At 36.9% G+C, this 14815-nt stretch carries 15 protein-coding genes and 2 tRNA genes; 6 read left to right on the top strand and 11 right to left on the bottom strand.

From position 1 onward, the window contains the following. Positions 1-537, bottom strand: a complete 537-nt coding sequence (locus tag ICJ84_RS04755) for a DUF1599 domain-containing protein (protein ID WP_188215196.1) — start codon at positions 535-537, stop codon at positions 1-3. A 194-nt stretch (positions 538-731) separates the two neighbouring features. On the opposite strand from ICJ84_RS04755, the gene folP reads away from it, so the two are divergent. From folP to ICJ84_RS04740, 3 genes are read left to right on the top strand one after another with little or no spacing between them, the layout of a single operon-like run. After that, positions 732-1559, top strand: a complete 828-nt coding sequence (gene folP / locus ICJ84_RS04750; protein WP_188215195.1) for a dihydropteroate synthase — start codon at positions 732-734, stop codon at positions 1557-1559. A 4-nt stretch (positions 1560-1563) separates the two neighbouring features. Continuing rightward, on the top strand, positions 1564-2241 hold the full coding sequence (locus tag ICJ84_RS04745) for a hypothetical protein (protein WP_188215194.1): 678 nt from the start codon (positions 1564-1566) through the stop codon (positions 2239-2241). 35 nt (positions 2242-2276) lie between these two features. Then, positions 2277-3062: a diadenylate cyclase gene (locus tag ICJ84_RS04740; protein WP_188215193.1), complete on the top strand. Its 786-nt coding sequence runs from the start codon at positions 2277-2279 to the stop codon at positions 3060-3062. A 77-nt stretch (positions 3063-3139) separates the two neighbouring features. Here the strand turns inward: ICJ84_RS04740 and ICJ84_RS04735 are convergent, their stop codons facing one another. The 3 genes from ICJ84_RS04735 to ICJ84_RS04725 form a co-directional block, all read right to left on the bottom strand. Then, the gene (locus ICJ84_RS04735; protein WP_188215192.1) at positions 3140-4909 is read right to left on the bottom strand and encodes an ABC transporter ATP-binding protein; all 1770 of its coding nucleotides are present in this window, start codon (positions 4907-4909) and stop codon (positions 3140-3142) included. After that, complete coding sequence (gene truA, locus ICJ84_RS04730; RefSeq protein WP_188215191.1) at positions 4909-5652, bottom strand: tRNA pseudouridine(38-40) synthase TruA; 744 nt, start codon at positions 5650-5652, stop codon at positions 4909-4911. Before truA ends, ICJ84_RS04735 begins: the two co-directional genes overlap by 1 nt. A 188-nt stretch (positions 5653-5840) precedes the next feature. Continuing rightward, complete coding sequence (locus tag ICJ84_RS04725) at positions 5841-6854, bottom strand: FRG domain-containing protein (protein WP_188215190.1); 1014 nt, start codon at positions 6852-6854, stop codon at positions 5841-5843. Between the two features lie 133 nt (positions 6855-6987). On the opposite strand from ICJ84_RS04725, the gene ICJ84_RS04720 reads away from it, so the two are divergent. After that, on the top strand, positions 6988-7485 hold the full coding sequence (locus ICJ84_RS04720) for a metallophosphoesterase family protein (RefSeq protein WP_188215189.1): 498 nt from the start codon (positions 6988-6990) through the stop codon (positions 7483-7485). A gap of 295 nt (positions 7486-7780) precedes the next feature. Here the strand turns inward: ICJ84_RS04720 and ICJ84_RS04715 are convergent, their stop codons facing one another. Next, a complete protein-coding gene (locus tag ICJ84_RS04715) occupies positions 7781-8191 on the bottom strand; it encodes a DUF4293 domain-containing protein (RefSeq protein WP_188215188.1) in 411 nt (136 codons plus the stop codon). Between the two features lie 198 nt (positions 8192-8389). Here ICJ84_RS04715 and rho point away from each other — a divergent pair, with 198 nt between their 5' ends. Next, the gene (gene rho / locus ICJ84_RS04710; RefSeq protein ID WP_188215187.1) at positions 8390-10105 is read left to right on the top strand and encodes a transcription termination factor Rho; all 1716 of its coding nucleotides are present in this window, start codon (positions 8390-8392) and stop codon (positions 10103-10105) included. A gap of 111 nt (positions 10106-10216) precedes the next feature. On the opposite strand, the gene ICJ84_RS04705 is transcribed toward rho, so the two are convergent. The 6 genes from ICJ84_RS04705 to proS all read right to left on the bottom strand — a co-directional run bounded on the left by ICJ84_RS04705 (position 10217) and on the right by proS (position 13578). Beyond that, positions 10217-10642 carry a DUF2846 domain-containing protein gene (locus ICJ84_RS04705; protein ID WP_188215186.1) on the bottom strand — a complete coding sequence of 142 codons (426 nt, stop codon included), beginning with the start codon at positions 10640-10642 and terminating at the stop codon, positions 10217-10219. A gap of 229 nt (positions 10643-10871) precedes the next feature. After that, on the bottom strand, positions 10872-11228 hold the full coding sequence (locus ICJ84_RS04700; RefSeq protein ID WP_188215185.1) for a hypothetical protein: 357 nt from the start codon (positions 11226-11228) through the stop codon (positions 10872-10874). Between the two features lie 202 nt (positions 11229-11430). Further along, complete coding sequence (rpsT, locus tag ICJ84_RS04695) at positions 11431-11682, bottom strand: 30S ribosomal protein S20 (protein WP_188215184.1); 252 nt, start codon at positions 11680-11682, stop codon at positions 11431-11433. Between the two features lie 27 nt (positions 11683-11709). Next, a tRNA-Glu gene (locus ICJ84_RS04690) sits at positions 11710-11781 on the bottom strand. 97 nt (positions 11782-11878) lie between these two features. Further along, positions 11879-11950, bottom strand: a tRNA-Glu gene (locus tag ICJ84_RS04685). A gap of 149 nt (positions 11951-12099) precedes the next feature. Next, a complete protein-coding gene (gene proS / locus ICJ84_RS04680) occupies positions 12100-13578 on the bottom strand; it encodes a proline--tRNA ligase (protein ID WP_188215183.1) in 1479 nt (492 codons plus the stop codon). Positions 13579-13677: 99 nt separating this feature from the next. Here proS and ICJ84_RS04675 point away from each other — a divergent pair, with 99 nt between their 5' ends. Continuing rightward, positions 13678-14799 carry a hypothetical protein gene (locus tag ICJ84_RS04675; protein WP_188215182.1) on the top strand — a complete coding sequence of 374 codons (1122 nt, stop codon included), beginning with the start codon at positions 13678-13680 and terminating at the stop codon, positions 14797-14799. The last annotated feature ends 16 nt before the right edge of the window (positions 14800-14815 follow it).

The raw sequence follows: 14815 nt of genomic DNA, 5'->3' as shown, positions 1-14815 counted from the left end.
TTAAGCGTTTAAATGAATTAGGGCAAACACAGCATAATTAATCATATCCTGATAATTGGCATCAATACCTTCACTCACCAGAGTTTTTCCGGCATTGTTTTCAATTTGTTTGACACGCAAGAGTTTTTGTAGAATTAAATCGGTTAAACTACTAACGCGCATATCGCGCCAGGCTTCACCGTAATCATGGTTTTTATCTTCCATCAGCTTTTTAGTAATCGCTACCTGCTTTTCATAAAGTTCAGTAACCTCTTCAGTTGATAAATCCGGCTGATCGGCAATACCTTTTTCAATCTGAATCAAAGCCATAATACAGTAGTTGATAATCCCAATGAACTCACTCACCTCGCCCTCATCTACTTTTCGCACGTCATTTTCCTGAAGACTGCGAATGCGTTGGGCTTTAATAAAAATTTGATCGGTTAATGACGGCAAACGCATAATACGCCAGGCACAACCATAATCAGACATTTTCTTGATAAATAAACTTTTACAGGTATCTATAACAGCATCGTATTGCTTTGAAGTATCTTGCATGTATAAAATTGAATTTTGGGTAAATTTCGCTTAAATTGTTTAAAGTTCAAAAGCTGAAGCCTTAAAGTTTATTTAATATTTATTTTATGATGAATACCTACCTGCAATTCTGTAATTTTACGGTGCTGATTTGCCTTTTTAAAACCATGACATGGTATCAAAGACTATCACATTTTTAAGATTTAGAAACCATTATGACCATAAACTGTAAAGGACAACTTATCGATTTATCAACGCCAAAAGTGATGGGGATTTTAAACATCACTCCCGATTCCTTCTACGATGGCGGAACTCATAAAAATGAAGCCGATATTTTAAGCCATGTGGAAACCATGCTGACAGAAGGCGCCACCTTTATTGATGTGGGGGCTTATAGTTCACGACCTAATGCGGCCTTTGTCTCTGAAACCGAAGAGCTACAGCGTATCACTCCGATAATTGATGTCATTCTGAAAACGTTTCCTGACACTTTAATTTCTGTAGACACCTTTAGAAGCGCTGTCGCCAAACAAGCAATTGAATCGGGCGCTGCCATCATCAATGATATTTCAGCTGGTTTATTAGACGACAACATGTTACCAACGGTTGCCGATTTACACGTTCCTTACATCATGATGCATATGCGTGGTACACCACAAACCATGCAGCAGTTTACCCAATATGAGAATATAACCAAAGATATCCTGTTCTATTTTTCTGAACGCATCGCAGCTGCCAGAGCCTTGGGTATTGTCGATATCATCGTCGATCCGGGCTTCGGATTTTCTAAAACCTTAGATCAAAATTACGAGCTACTTAAGCATCTGGAACTTTTTAAAATGACTGACAAACCCTTTCTGGTTGGAGTTTCAAGAAAATCGATGATATATAAATATTTAGACACGAATCCGCAGGAAGCGCTTAACGGTACCAGCATATTAAACACCATAGCTTTACAAAAAGGTGCTGCCATTTTACGTGTGCATGATGTTAAGGAAGCCGTTGAATGTGTTAAACTAAACGAACATTTAAACAGATTTTAATATCATGAGACCTTTAGTTTTTGTGTTTAGCACCTTCTTATTTATGTCCTGCGGAAAGCAAAAAAGCGTTTCGCTTTCTGAAGTACATCATTCAAAATTATCTGAAATCAGTGATGTTTCAGCAGCCTATTTGTTTTATGATATTTCGCAAAAAGACAGTGTTGAACTAAACCGAAAAAGCTTAATAAGCACTACGAATTGGTTAATTAATGTAGATAAACGACTAACACTAAAGCAAGTAGTTCCGCACCTGCAATTTTTACAAAAGAAAAAGAAAAATGCCTCTCATAAGAATAAAAATTCGAGAAATTATTTTACTTGTAATAACACCAGTAAAAAAAGCTTGGGACTCATAGACTTTACAGATGTTGTGTTTACCGTAACCAACAACGAACCCATTAAAGTGCTTTTGGAACAACAACCCGTCAATACCAAATTCATATTTTTCTCAGACACAGGTGATATTTTCATAATCACCCCTGATGTATCGCCGTTTATTAAGCAAACAACAAAAGAGCGGTTGATTAAAGATATGAAAGCTTCATTTCCATCAGGAAGCAGTATTTCTTTACGATTTTCAAGTCGATTATCCTTTCAAGATTACATCAGTATAAAATCAACTTTAGAAAATATCAGCAGAGAAAACTTAAAAATAGACCTCGAAGAATTCATTCAAGATTAATCTTATTTTACTAAATTTACCAAAACCCATACGCCTTGGATATCTTTAATGACCTTTTAAAATTTTCTATTGTCGACATTATAGACGTCTTTTTGGTAGCCCTGCTACTCTATTACGTATATAAACTCATTAAAGGCACCGTAGCCATCAATATTTTTATTGGAATCATCATCACCTATCTGGCTTGGCGCCTAACGGAATTTCTGAACATGGAACTCCTTTCAGGAATATTTGGCGGGTTTATGAAAGTAGGAATTATAGCTTTAATTGTGGTTTTTCAACCGGAAATCAGAAAGTTCCTGCTCATGGTGGGCTCAACCAATTTCAACCGCCGACGTACATTTTTAAAACAATTCAGCTTTTTGAAAACCGAAAACGAAGACGAAACCAATATCGATGCCATCATCAGTGCCTGTACAAAAATGGGACAGTCTCGCACCGGAGCATTAATTGTTTTTGAACGTAACAATAATCTTGATTTTTTAAGTGCCAGCGGTGACGAAATGAATATTAAAGTGACCCAGCCCATTATTGAAAGTATCTTTTTTAAGAACAGCCCCCTACACGATGGCGCCATCATTATAAGCAATAATATCGTTAAAGCTACACGTGTGATTCTGCCATTAAACAACGAAAAAACGGTTCCGAAACGGTTTGGCTTGCGCCATCGTGCCGCCATTGGAGTTACCGAAAGAACCGATGCACTGGCACTAGTGGTAAGTGAAGAAACCGGACAAATATCGTACTTTAAGGACGGGGAATTTATCGTATTCGATACGACAGAAGCTTTAAAATCACTCATTAAAAAAGATTTAGCTTAGCCAAACTTTCTAATGCTTATGCGCGAATAATTTCTGTTTTTAATAACACATTAATAATTCGTGATAAATTTTAGTCTTTACACCGCTTCTTCCTTTAAAAACTGTACCTCGTACAGATTTTTATAATACCCGTTTACTCGTTGAAGCAATTCGTCATGCGTACCTTGTTCTACAATTTCACCGGAATCCATCACTAAAATCTTATCGGCTTTTTTAATAGTCGCCAAACGGTGAGCAATAACAATCGAGGTTCTGCCTTTAGTGATTTTCTCGGTCGCATTTTGAATCAGTTGCTCTGAATACGAATCTACCGAAGAGGTAGCTTCATCCAGTACCAAAATACTCGGATTAGTCACATACGCTCTTAAAAACGAAATCAACTGACGTTGCCCAGACGATAACATCACCCCGCGTTCTTTCACATTATAGTGATAACCGCCAGGTAAGCTGGTAATAAAATCGTGTACACCAATTTCCTTAGCCGCCGCTTCAACCTGCGCCTCAGTAATCTCCGGATGATTCAGTGTAATATTATTTAAAATGGTATCGGCAAATAAAAAGACATCCTGCAATACCACAGCAATTTGCGTACGTAATGAAGCCAACGTCACGTCTTTAATATTCACGCCATCAATAGCTATCTCACCATCCTTAATTTCATAAAAACGGTTTAACAAGTTGATAATGGTTGACTTACCGGCACCAGTTGCCCCAACAATAGCTATAGTTTCCCCCGATTTCACGTCAAACGAAATGCCTTTCAACACTTCTTCATGATCAACATAACTAAACACCACTTCTTTAAAAGCAATATCGCCTTTAAAATGCTCAGCAACAATGGTTCCGTGGTCATCAATTTGCGAGGTGGTATCCAGCACTTTAAACACACGATTAGCGGCCACCATACCCATTTGCAGGGTATTGAACTTATCGGCAATCTGACGCAGTGGTCTGAATAGCATAGGAATAAACATAATGAACGCAATCAAATCACCCTGTGACACTTCATTATTCTCTAAAACTATACTCAACCCGCCGTACCAGGCTACAGCACCAATACATACCGAAGAGACCAAATCGGCCAGCGGAAAAAATATCGAGTTGTACCATACGGTTTTTAACCAGCCCTTTTTATGGCGCTCGTTAATCACTGTAAATTTTTCATACTCAACCTCTTCACGCGTAAATAATTGCAGAATCTTCATTCCGGTCAAGCGCTCCTGTACAAATGAATTCAGATTCGACACCTCATTTCTAACTTCTTCAAAAGCCACTTTCATATACTTCTGGAAAATACGGGTTGCGTAAAGCAGCACAGGCAACATGATAAACACAATCAAACTTAAACGCCAATTGATGAACATCATAACACCAAACACCACAACCATAGCCAGTAAATCCCTGAAGATCATAAACAGGCCCTGACCAAAAATATCTGCAATACGCTCCATATCGGTTACCGCTCTGGTGATTAACACCCCAACCGATGAGTTATCGTAATACTTCATTTTAAACTTCAGCAGGTGATTGAATAGCTTCACACGCACATCTTCCACCAGATTCTGTCCCAGCCAGGCGGCGTAATAAATAAACGCCAGTTGAAATACCGTTTGCAGAATCAGTACCGCAAACATGGCCAGTATATAATTTAAAAAGCTTTCCGACGCTTTCACTTCAATACTGTTATCTATGGCATATTTGGTAATGTATGGGGTTGCCGCACTAAACACAGCCAGCAAAACCACTAAAATTAATAAGACTATAAAAACAACCTTATACGGTTTTATGTATTGAAACAGGCGTTTAAACAGGACAATATCGAATATATTTTCTTTTGTTTTACTCATTACAGTTTTATATCGTTAGGATAAGCCACTTCGGTTAAATACAAGGCGTGACCCGGAACCGAATACCCGGCCTCACTCCTGTTTTTCGATTGTATGATGGTATGTAAATCGTCTACAGCCATTTTACCCAGGCCAATATTGACCATAGTGCCAACAATGGCACGCACCATGTTTCGCAAAAAACGGTCGGCTTTAATTACAAAATGCAGCTCGTCATCTTTAAAAAACCACTCCGCTTTCATAATCTCACAGTTATAGGTCTTTACATCGGTATTCACTTTCGAAAAACACTGAAAGTCTGTATAGTCGAATAAAATGCTACAAGCTTTCTGCATGTTCTCAACATTTAAAGGCTGCTTCACATAATACGCGGATTCCACATTAAACACATTCTTTTTTAAGCTAATGCGATACAAATAGGCACGACTTACGGCATCAAAACGCGCATGGGCATCAGGTTTTACCTTAAAAATCTCGTGTATCGCCACGTCTTTGGGTAAAAATGCATTCAGCTTATAGGTTAAATGGGCTTCGTCAAGCTCTTGATCTGTATCAAAATGAGCAAACATCTGGCTGGCATGCACACCGGTATCGGTACGTCCGGCACCAACAATGGCAGTAGGGGTTTTTAACAAGGTACTTAATCCCTTCTCAATCACTTCCTGAACCGAAATTGCCGTTGGCTGGTTTTGCCAGCCATGATATGCACTACCATTGTACGATAGCTCTATAAAATACCTCAAATTGCTTTAATCGTTTTGTTGAAATAGCAAAGATAGACAGTTTTGGTATTCCTGCGAAAATCACCGTCTTAATTCTATATTAAAAGATGGATTGGGGCGTTACCCTTCGGGTCGGGCTATACGCTATTAGTTTGGCTTAAGCCAAAGCTAGCCGCTACTATCCCTAACGCGATGAAACAGCAACTAACTTACTTTCTCACAACTCTCCTTCTTTCCACCTCCTTTTTAATGCCTTCTAAATCAGGTTGAATTGTATACCAATTTATATCCATATTTTCCAATCGTTGAAATAATTGCCAAACAGCTCTATGAGACAAAGTAAATAAACAAGGTTTTCCTATTTTTTTATCAACTAATAATTGGTTATCCGCTCTTCTTTTATTTTGATACAAGTATTTATCCAAACTTGTTATTTTACCTGAAACATCAAACAAACTGTCATCAATTGCTCTACCATAAAAATAATTGATAAACAATCCTTTTTGAGCAATCATATTTTGATTTTGATAACCTTGGACAAAAATCCTATCAATAAAAAAATCTTCTCTAGACAAGTCTATCAACCTCTCAGGAATCGCCCAAATTCCAATTTTTGAATCATCAAATTTTTTCGGGTGTTTTACACTCTCTCCCGCAAAGAACATAGCTACATTGGGGTTAAATGTGAAATCTAATAACCTTGTTGGAACACCGTAGTGTTGTGCCAAAGCCAATTCTTTTAATTGTGATTCCTTAGGAAAATCATTAATTAATCTTGAAGAAATAAAATTTTCATCTTCTAGAGAATTTATCAATTTAAAAGTTTCTTCTTCAATTTTATAACCTAAACCATTCAACCCTTTAATAAAATTCACAAAATCCTTCAACTCCGGTAAAACATGTCCGTTACCTGATTTTAAAACATTTAACTCATTTTCATTCCCTTCTAAGTTAAGATTACGGAAAGCTGACGGCAGAAGATCCCATTCAGCAAATTTATGCCCTCTAAAAACATATTTAGCTGGCATGTTTAAAATATCTGTTTGGTATAATTCAGAAAAAGGATTATTAAAACATTCAAAAAAACAATCACAATCTTCTCCAAAATCATACAACCAATAGGTAGTTTTATCAACAGGAGAAACCCCCTGTATTGTTTTTCCATTCGAGTTTATTGTTGGCTCAAACTTTAATCTCATTTCAATCGGAAGTTCTTTATACATATTTCTGAAACTTAAAAGACAATTAGCAATTTACTCCGATTTTCCTCCAACTTAAAACAAACTTATTAACGTTCATTAATACTTTTAAACAATTTAAAACTGTTACTTTTACACCCAAATTAGCATTCGGCAGATGACCAAAATCCTGTTACTTTCAGATACGCACAGTTATATAGACGACGATATTTTAAAATATGTAAAGCAAGCTGACGAGGTCTGGCATGCCGGCGATATTGGCGATTTACAGGTTACCGACGCTATTAAAGCCTTAAAACCACTACGTGGCGTGTATGGTAACATCGATAATTCCGAAATTCGTACAGAGTTTCCCGAAAACAACCGGTTTATGTGCGAAGGTGTCGATGTGTGGATCACCCATATTGGTGGCTACCCCAATGCCTATAACATGCGGGTTCGTGAAGCCATTAAGGCAAACCCGCCAAAACTCTTTATCTGCGGACATTCACACATTTTAAAAGTAATGCCCGATAAAAAACTGAATCTGTTACACATGAATCCGGGTGCCGTAGGTAAACACGGATTTCATAAAATGCGAACCATGTTACGCTTCACCATAGATAGCGGTAAAATTGACAATCTGGAAGTCATTGAATTCGACAAACGCTATTAAAAAATTTGCATTAGTGATTGAAGCAAGCTAACGTGTAACACGTAAAACCCACCTCTGAGCACAGTATATGGGTAACTCCCAAAATACAAACAAAAAATAACCAGATTAAAGATAGGGTTCACCCGTGTTAAAAGCATAGATATAGTATGGATATAGTATAAACATTCCCTTTTAAATTACCATTTATAACTCATGACTCTTAGCAATAACCAAAAAATTTCCGCTTTATAAAACATAAAAAAAGCCCAGAATCTTCATTCTGGGCTAACGCACTAATACTACTAAGATGTTAGGTTTATCGCAATCGATCTACAGATTTTACGAGATCTTCATCCTTTTTGATGGCCTTATTGGCTAAAGCCAGAAATACGATAGAAATGATAGGAAGAAGCATCCCAATACCTTTCTCAGAAACGTTAGTTTCTCCAGATACATTTAGAGATTGATACACAAAAAATCCTAGTAAAATAAAGTTTAATATGATGTTAAGTCGCCCCAACATAAATTGAGACTTCCTGTTTTTATACTTAAATATGGTTACCAACGATAAAGCTGCCGAAGCTACAAACATAGCCAAAACTTTAATATCGTCTTTTGCATACACCACTACATCATCATTTGTAACCCATAAATGGAATACAAAAATTAGCCCGGCAGAAACGCCCGCTGCAGCTAACAGATATATAGATTGTATACGTTGTAACATGTGATTTTTATAAACTCGATGGCAAAAATAACAGTTTCTTTTAAAATTTTACTACAAAAAATTAAAATAAAGTCGTATAATTGCATTAACAATTCTCAACAACCGCATTAACAGGTTGTTAATTCTTCAGATTAAAATCATTTTTTTTTCAGAATAACTCAAAAGTTAAAATTCTTAAACGTATTATATTAAACATCAATGTTTGAAATTTCTCAATTAAACGAAAAAAAGCTCTCTGACTTACAGGAGATTGCTAAAAAATTGAACATTCCTAAGTATCGTTCATTAAAAAAAATGGATTTAGTATACCAGATACTAGACCATCAGGCTGCCGACCCAAAGGCAGTAAAAGCTGTCGTTGCATCTTCTGAACCATCTGAAACAGCCGAACCAAAAACCAACGAAGCCCCTAAGAAAGAAGTCAAAAAAGAAGTCAAAAAACCTAGACAACGTGTACAGCGACCAAAACCGGCGCCTGTAAAAAACGAAACTAAAACTGAAGTTGAGCAACCTACGGCTGAAACTTCAAAACCAGAAATTCCTGCGCCTGCTGAAAATAAGCCTGAGGTAAAACATGAAAAGGCACAAAAGCCAAACAACCCTCAGCAAGATCGCCAGAAAGATCATCAAAAAGATCACCAAAAAGATCATCAGCACAAACAGCAGAACCAGAAAAAGGACAACCAGCACAAACAGAATCAGCACAAAAACCAAAAAGGGAACCACAACAACAACCCGAATGCCGTTGACGCTGGTAACAAAGACAACAGAAACCGTTACCGCGAGCCTGATTTTGAGTTTGATGCTATTATTGAGAGTGAAGGTGTTTTAGATATTATGCAGGATGGGTACGGATTTTTACGCTCATCAGACTACAACTATTTATCATCTCCTGATGATATTTATGTATCACAGTCGCAAATTCGTTTATTCGGATTAAAGAAAGGTGATACCGTTTTAGGTAATGTAAGGCCTCCTAAAGAAGGTGAAAAATATTTCCCGTTAATTAAAGTGAACCGCATTAATGGTCAGAAACCAGAAGTAGTAAGAGACCGTGTGGCTTTTGAACACTTAACGCCATTATTCCCAAAAGAGAAATTCAATATTGCTGAAAAGCAAAGTACCATTTCTACTCGAATTATGGACCTGTTCTCTCCTATTGGTAAAGGACAACGTGGTATGATTGTATCACAACCAAAAACAGGTAAAACCATGTTACTTAAAGATGTAGCTAACGCGATTGCAGCTAACCACCCTGAGGTATACTTAATGATTTTACTTATTGACGAGCGTCCTGAAGAGGTAACAGATATGCAACGTAATGTACGCGGTGAGGTTATTTCTTCTACGTTTGATAAAGAAGCGCACGAACACGTAAAAATTGCCGATATCGTTCTTGAAAAAGCAAAACGATTAGTAGAATGTGGTCATGATGTGGTCATTCTTTTAGATTCAATCACCCGTTTAGCACGTGCTTACAATACAGTACAACCAGCCTCTGGTAAAATACTAAGTGGTGGTGTTGATGCCAATGCGTTACACAAACCAAAACGTTTCTTTGGTGCAGCGAGAAATATTGAAAATGGGGGTTCATTAACCATTATTGCTACAGCACTTACTGAAACAGGATCTAAAATGGACGAAGTAATCTTTGAAGAATTTAAAGGAACCGGTAACATGGAACTACAGTTAGATAGAAAAATTGCTAACCGTAGAATTTTCCCTGCAATCGACCTCACGTCTTCAAGTACACGTCGCGATGATTTACTACTAGATGAAGCTACCATTCAACGTATGTGGGTGATGCGCAAATACCTTGCAGATATGAACCCGGTTGAAGCCATGGAGTTCATTAATGATCGTGTGAAACAAACCAGAAATAACGAAGAGTTTTTAATCTCTATGAACGGATAAAACCTCTGGTATCTATAAAACAAAAAGCCTTTCTCTTCAGAAAGGCTTTTTTTATGCTTATAACTCGTCTAAAAATCCACTATCAATTACTAGCTAATAAAGCTTCAGATACTATAAACATTTAGTATCTTCTTCCATATAACTCATTTTTTGAGTTGCGGTATTTTCCGTAACCTCCTCACAATATACATTATTTACAAGTACTCCCGTTTCAAATACAAGTTGTACATAAACCGTTTTACCTGGCTCAACAACAACCTCAAATTTCTCTGCTTTCTCTTTTGATTTTTTACCGCCAAATTGAACCGAACATTGATGACTTCCAACAGGAACTTCATGTACAGAATATTTCTTATTATTTAACTTACATACAAATTCTCCATCTATGAAAGTTTTAAAAGCAGATGCCGAACCTGCAAATCCTGTTGAGCGTAAAAAATAAATTTTCCCTGTTTGGTCTTCCGATAAATCCTGCGCTTTACTCGTTAAAGCAAAACCTAACAACATAACTAAGGCTAAAAAGAATGTTTTTTTCATTTGTTTTTTTGAGTTATTAAATTTCTTCCATGTTTTAAATGACGAGCTAAAATACTTTAAAATTAATTATAAGGTTGCGGTTATTTTAGAAATAATTCACCCGTCTTTTGAGTTATTTTCTTTTATATCATGTAGTACAATAAACAAAGTAATCAAGTATTATTCCAAAAAAAGAGACCTTCTTTTATGCTAGAAAGTCTCTTTTTAAATTTGATGATTCAAAAAAAAATTAGAAGTTATTTAAAGAATCTCTGTAAGTCTTTAAATCGGCAATGTTGATTTTATTGTCCAGGTTTCTCATTAATGATAATACGTATTTTAAGCTCTCTACAGGCGAGCTCTCCACTGCAGCTTCCACTTCATATTCTTCCTCTTCATCTTCCGGCATCGGGATTAAAAACGTTTCGTTTTCCTCGATATGCTCGTAAGTTAGTCTTAATACTTTTACAACTAAAGGAATTTGCTCTTCTAAAGCATAACCTCTTAATGTTTTAATGTCATCAATTAACGCATCGGTATTGATTCCTGTTTGATCCAGATCCTTAACAATCTTATCAATTAATTTTATTGCTGCTGTATTTTCCAAAAGGGTAATATTATATAATAATGAATAATTAACTTCTTCTATTTTGCAAATTTAGAGGATTAGAAAACAATTTCGGCATTTTTTCTAATCATTTTGTCTATTTATTTTACCTCAAAACCTGTGTTAACCTTAAGTTTCAGGTAAAAAAAAAGCCTCTCTTAAAAGAGAAGCTTTTTCAAATATTTATTATGGATTCAGGCTATTAAAGTGCAGCTACGTGCTTTGCTAAACCAGATTTAAGGTTTGCAGCTTTATTAGCGTGAATAATGTTTTTCTTAGCTAATTTATCTAACATAGATACTACAGATGGAAATAAAGCTTCAGCTTCATTCTTATCAGTTAACTCACGTAATCTTTTGATAGCATTACGAGTTGTTTTGTGCTGGTACTTATTAACTAAACGTTTAGCTTCGTTACTTCTTATTCTTTTTAATGCTGACTTATGATTTGCCATTTTCTTTTGTATATTATTAAAATATTGTAGCCCGTAGGGGAATCGAACCCCTCTTACCAGGATGAAAACCTGGCGTCCTAGCCGATAGACGAACGGGCCATTATTATTGTTTTTCGAGAGCGCAAATGTAAAACATATTTATTACACTCACAACTTCTTTCAATAAATTAATGTACTTTTTTTTCGAGAAAAATAGTAGCCCGTAGGGGAATCGAACCCCTCTTACCAGGATGAAAACCTGGCGTCCTAGCCGATAGACGAACGGGCCATGGTACCTTTGAAAGCGTAAACAATTTTACTACTTTAAACTTGTGATACTTTTCAAATAACTAGCAATTTTCTCGATTGCGGTTGCAAAATTACACCTTTTTCTGAATGCTGCAATACCTTTTTAAAATTTTTTTAAAAAAATTTCAATTAATAGGCTTTTGCAAATAACACGCGGCCTTTAGACGGTTTTCCCGAGTACACGCATACACCTTCTTCCGCTTTCATTTCCAACGGAATACATCTAATCGTAGCTTTTGTAAGCTCTTTTATCTTTTCTTCAGTTTCATTTGTTCCATCCCAGTGCGCAGAGATAAATCCTGTTTTATTTTCTAAAACCTCTTTAAATTCTTCGAAGGTTTCGACTTCTGTAATGTGACTATTTCTAAAATCCAGAGCTTTCTTAAATAAGGCCTCCTGAATCTCTTTTAATAAATCATCTACAGTTGTCGTTAAGTCATTTATAGCGACTACAGACTTCGTTAAAGTATCACGACGCGCTAACTCCACCGTTCCATTTTCTAAATCTTTAGGACCAATAGCAATACGTAACGGCACACCTTGTAATTCGTGCTGTGCAAATTTAGCGCCCGGACGCTGTGTAGTTCTATTATCGAACTTCACCGAAATACCTTTAGCTCTTAGATTACTCATTATAGTATTCGCTACTTCGGTAATTTTATCTAAATCTTCGTCGCTTTTATAAATAGGAACAATTACCACCTGATTTGGTGCTAGGCTTGGAGGCAACACTAAACCGTTATCGTCGCTGTGCGTCATAATTAAAGCACCCATTAAACGTGTAGACACCCCCCAAGAGGTTGCCCAAACATAATCCTGTTTACCTTCTTTACTCGCATACTTCACATCAAAAGCTTTAGCAAAGTTCTGCCCTAAGAAATGAGAAGTTCCTGCCTGCAACGCTTTTCCGTCCTGCATTAAAGCCTCTATACAATAAGTCTCCTCTGCCCCGGCAAAACGCTCGCTCTCGGTTTTCACTCCTTGTATTACCGGAATCGCCATAAAATTCTCCACGAATGTTGCATAGACATTATTCATGGTCTGTGCTTCTGTTAAGGCTTCGGCTTTTGTTTCGTGTGCTGTATGCCCTTCCTGCCATAAAAATTCGGCAGTACGTAAAAATAAACGCGTGCGCATTTCCCAACGCACCACATTTGCCCATTGGTTAATCAATATAGGTAAATCTCTGTACGATTGAATCCAGTTTCTATAGGTATTCCAGATGATAGCTTCAGAGGTTGGTCGCACCACTAATTCTTCTTCCAGTTTAGCTTCCGGGTCTACTCGAAGTTTCCCTGGTCTATCCGGGTCGTTTTGCAATCTGTAATGTGTTACTACCGCACATTCCTTTGCAAATCCTTCAGCATTCTTTTCTTCTGCTTCAAATAAACTTTTTGGAACAAATAATGGAAAATACGCATTTTGATGACCTGTTTCTTTAAACATTCGGTCTAATTCTGCCTGCATCTTTTCCCAAATGGCATATCCGTAAGGTTTGATAACCATACAACCTCTAACTGCTGAATTCTCCGCTAAGTCAGCCTTTACAACAAGTTCGTTATACCATTTTGAATAATCTTCTGATCTACTGGTAAGTTTTTTACTCATATTAATATTTTGGCACAAATATTGTGATTATGTTAAATATAGAAATAGTTCAGCAAAACTAACTATTTTTGTTATGTTCAACAATAAAAATCTAATGATATGCAATTTAACAACTACCTAATCAAGAAAATGCCAATTTTAGCTGTACTAGGCTTGGCAATTGGCTTGTCTTCATGTGGTTCTTATCAATATGTTGGCGCTAATGATGGGATTTACGGAAGTACAGAACAATACGATCGCTACGAAGACGCTGTTGTTGAAGTGCCTAAGGACAATTCTAAAAACGATTACTATTCCAATTACTTCAAAAATAAATCTTTAGAAGCCGATTACATGGTTTCTAGCAGTGAAATTTTTACAGATATTGATGAATATGAAACCTCAGGCTATACTGAAGATGATGCCCAAGCTAACGACTACCAAGGTTATGGTGGCTGGGGACAAGAAAACAGTAGTGTAACCATAAACTTTAACACAGGTTATGGCTATTGGGGAGATCCTTACTGGAATAACTGGGGCTGGAATTACGGTTGGAACAACTGGAATTATGGCTGGGGTTGGAACAACTGGGGGTATTATGACCCTTTCTGGTATGGTGGCTTCTATGGTGGTTGGGGGTATAATCCTTGGCGCTATGGTTATGCAGGCTATTATGGAGTTCCTTATGGTAGATATTATGGTTACAATACCTACTATGGTGGTTACTGGGGTAACAATGGTATTTACGACAGAAGAAACATTGCTTACAGTGCTAACCGCAGAGGCAGTTACACAAACCGAACTGCAACTAATTCAACAATCAACAGAAGAGGAAGCTATACTACTTCTGACAGAACTTCTAAATACACCACAAGAAGAAGTACTATAAACACGAATGGTGTTGATGCGAGCAGAAGAAATTACAATGCTAATGGTACACGAGCAACCACAAGCAGTACGCAACGACGCTCTACTTCAACATACATACCATCTACAAACTCAACATCAAGAGCTTCGTCTGCAAGAAGAACAACAACGGCCTCAAGATCTTATACGCCTTCTAACAGTAACTATTCAAGAAGATCATCAGGGAGTAATAACTCAACTTACACACCACCAACCAGAAGTTATAGCTCAGGTTCGAGCTCTAGTTCAGGATCTAGCATGCGATCGTCATCGGGCAGTAGCAGCAGTCGTTCCAGTGGTGGCGGTTCTAGATCTTCAAGTGGAGGAAGAAGATAATAATATACATTAAAAA

It is taken from the genome of Aestuariibaculum suncheonense (assembly GCF_014596935.1).
GTDB classification, from domain to species: Bacteria; Bacteroidota; Bacteroidia; order Flavobacteriales; family Flavobacteriaceae; genus Aestuariibaculum; species Aestuariibaculum suncheonense.
The sequence above is the reverse complement of the archived record's forward strand: the minus strand, read 5'-3'. Positions and strand labels throughout refer to the sequence as shown.

Coding starts and splice junctions, on each gene's coding strand:
- ICJ84_RS04675 (WP_188215182.1), top strand. CDS start 13,678: ATGCAATTTAACAACTACCTAATCAAGAAAATGCCAATTTTAGCTGTA.
- rho (WP_188215187.1), top strand. CDS start 8,390: ATGTTTGAAATTTCTCAATTAAACGAAAAAAAGCTCTCTGACTTACAG.
- proS (WP_188215183.1), bottom strand. CDS start 13,578: ATGAGTAAAAAACTTACCAGTAGATCAGAAGATTATTCAAAATGGTAT.
- ICJ84_RS04715 (WP_188215188.1), bottom strand. CDS start 8,191: ATGTTACAACGTATACAATCTATATATCTGTTAGCTGCAGCGGGCGTT.
- ICJ84_RS04725 (WP_188215190.1), bottom strand. CDS start 6,854: ATGTATAAAGAACTTCCGATTGAAATGAGATTAAAGTTTGAGCCAACA.
- ICJ84_RS04735 (WP_188215192.1), bottom strand. CDS start 4,909: ATGAGTAAAACAAAAGAAAATATATTCGATATTGTCCTGTTTAAACGC.
- folP (WP_188215195.1), top strand. CDS start 732: ATGACCATAAACTGTAAAGGACAACTTATCGATTTATCAACGCCAAAA.
- ICJ84_RS04755 (WP_188215196.1), bottom strand. CDS start 537: ATGCAAGATACTTCAAAGCAATACGATGCTGTTATAGATACCTGTAAA.
- ICJ84_RS04705 (WP_188215186.1), bottom strand. CDS start 10,642: ATGAAAAAAACATTCTTTTTAGCCTTAGTTATGTTGTTAGGTTTTGCT.
- rpsT (WP_188215184.1), bottom strand. CDS start 11,682: ATGGCAAATCATAAGTCAGCATTAAAAAGAATAAGAAGTAACGAAGCT.
- ICJ84_RS04745 (WP_188215194.1), top strand. CDS start 1,564: ATGAGACCTTTAGTTTTTGTGTTTAGCACCTTCTTATTTATGTCCTGC.
- ICJ84_RS04720 (WP_188215189.1), top strand. CDS start 6,988: ATGACCAAAATCCTGTTACTTTCAGATACGCACAGTTATATAGACGAC.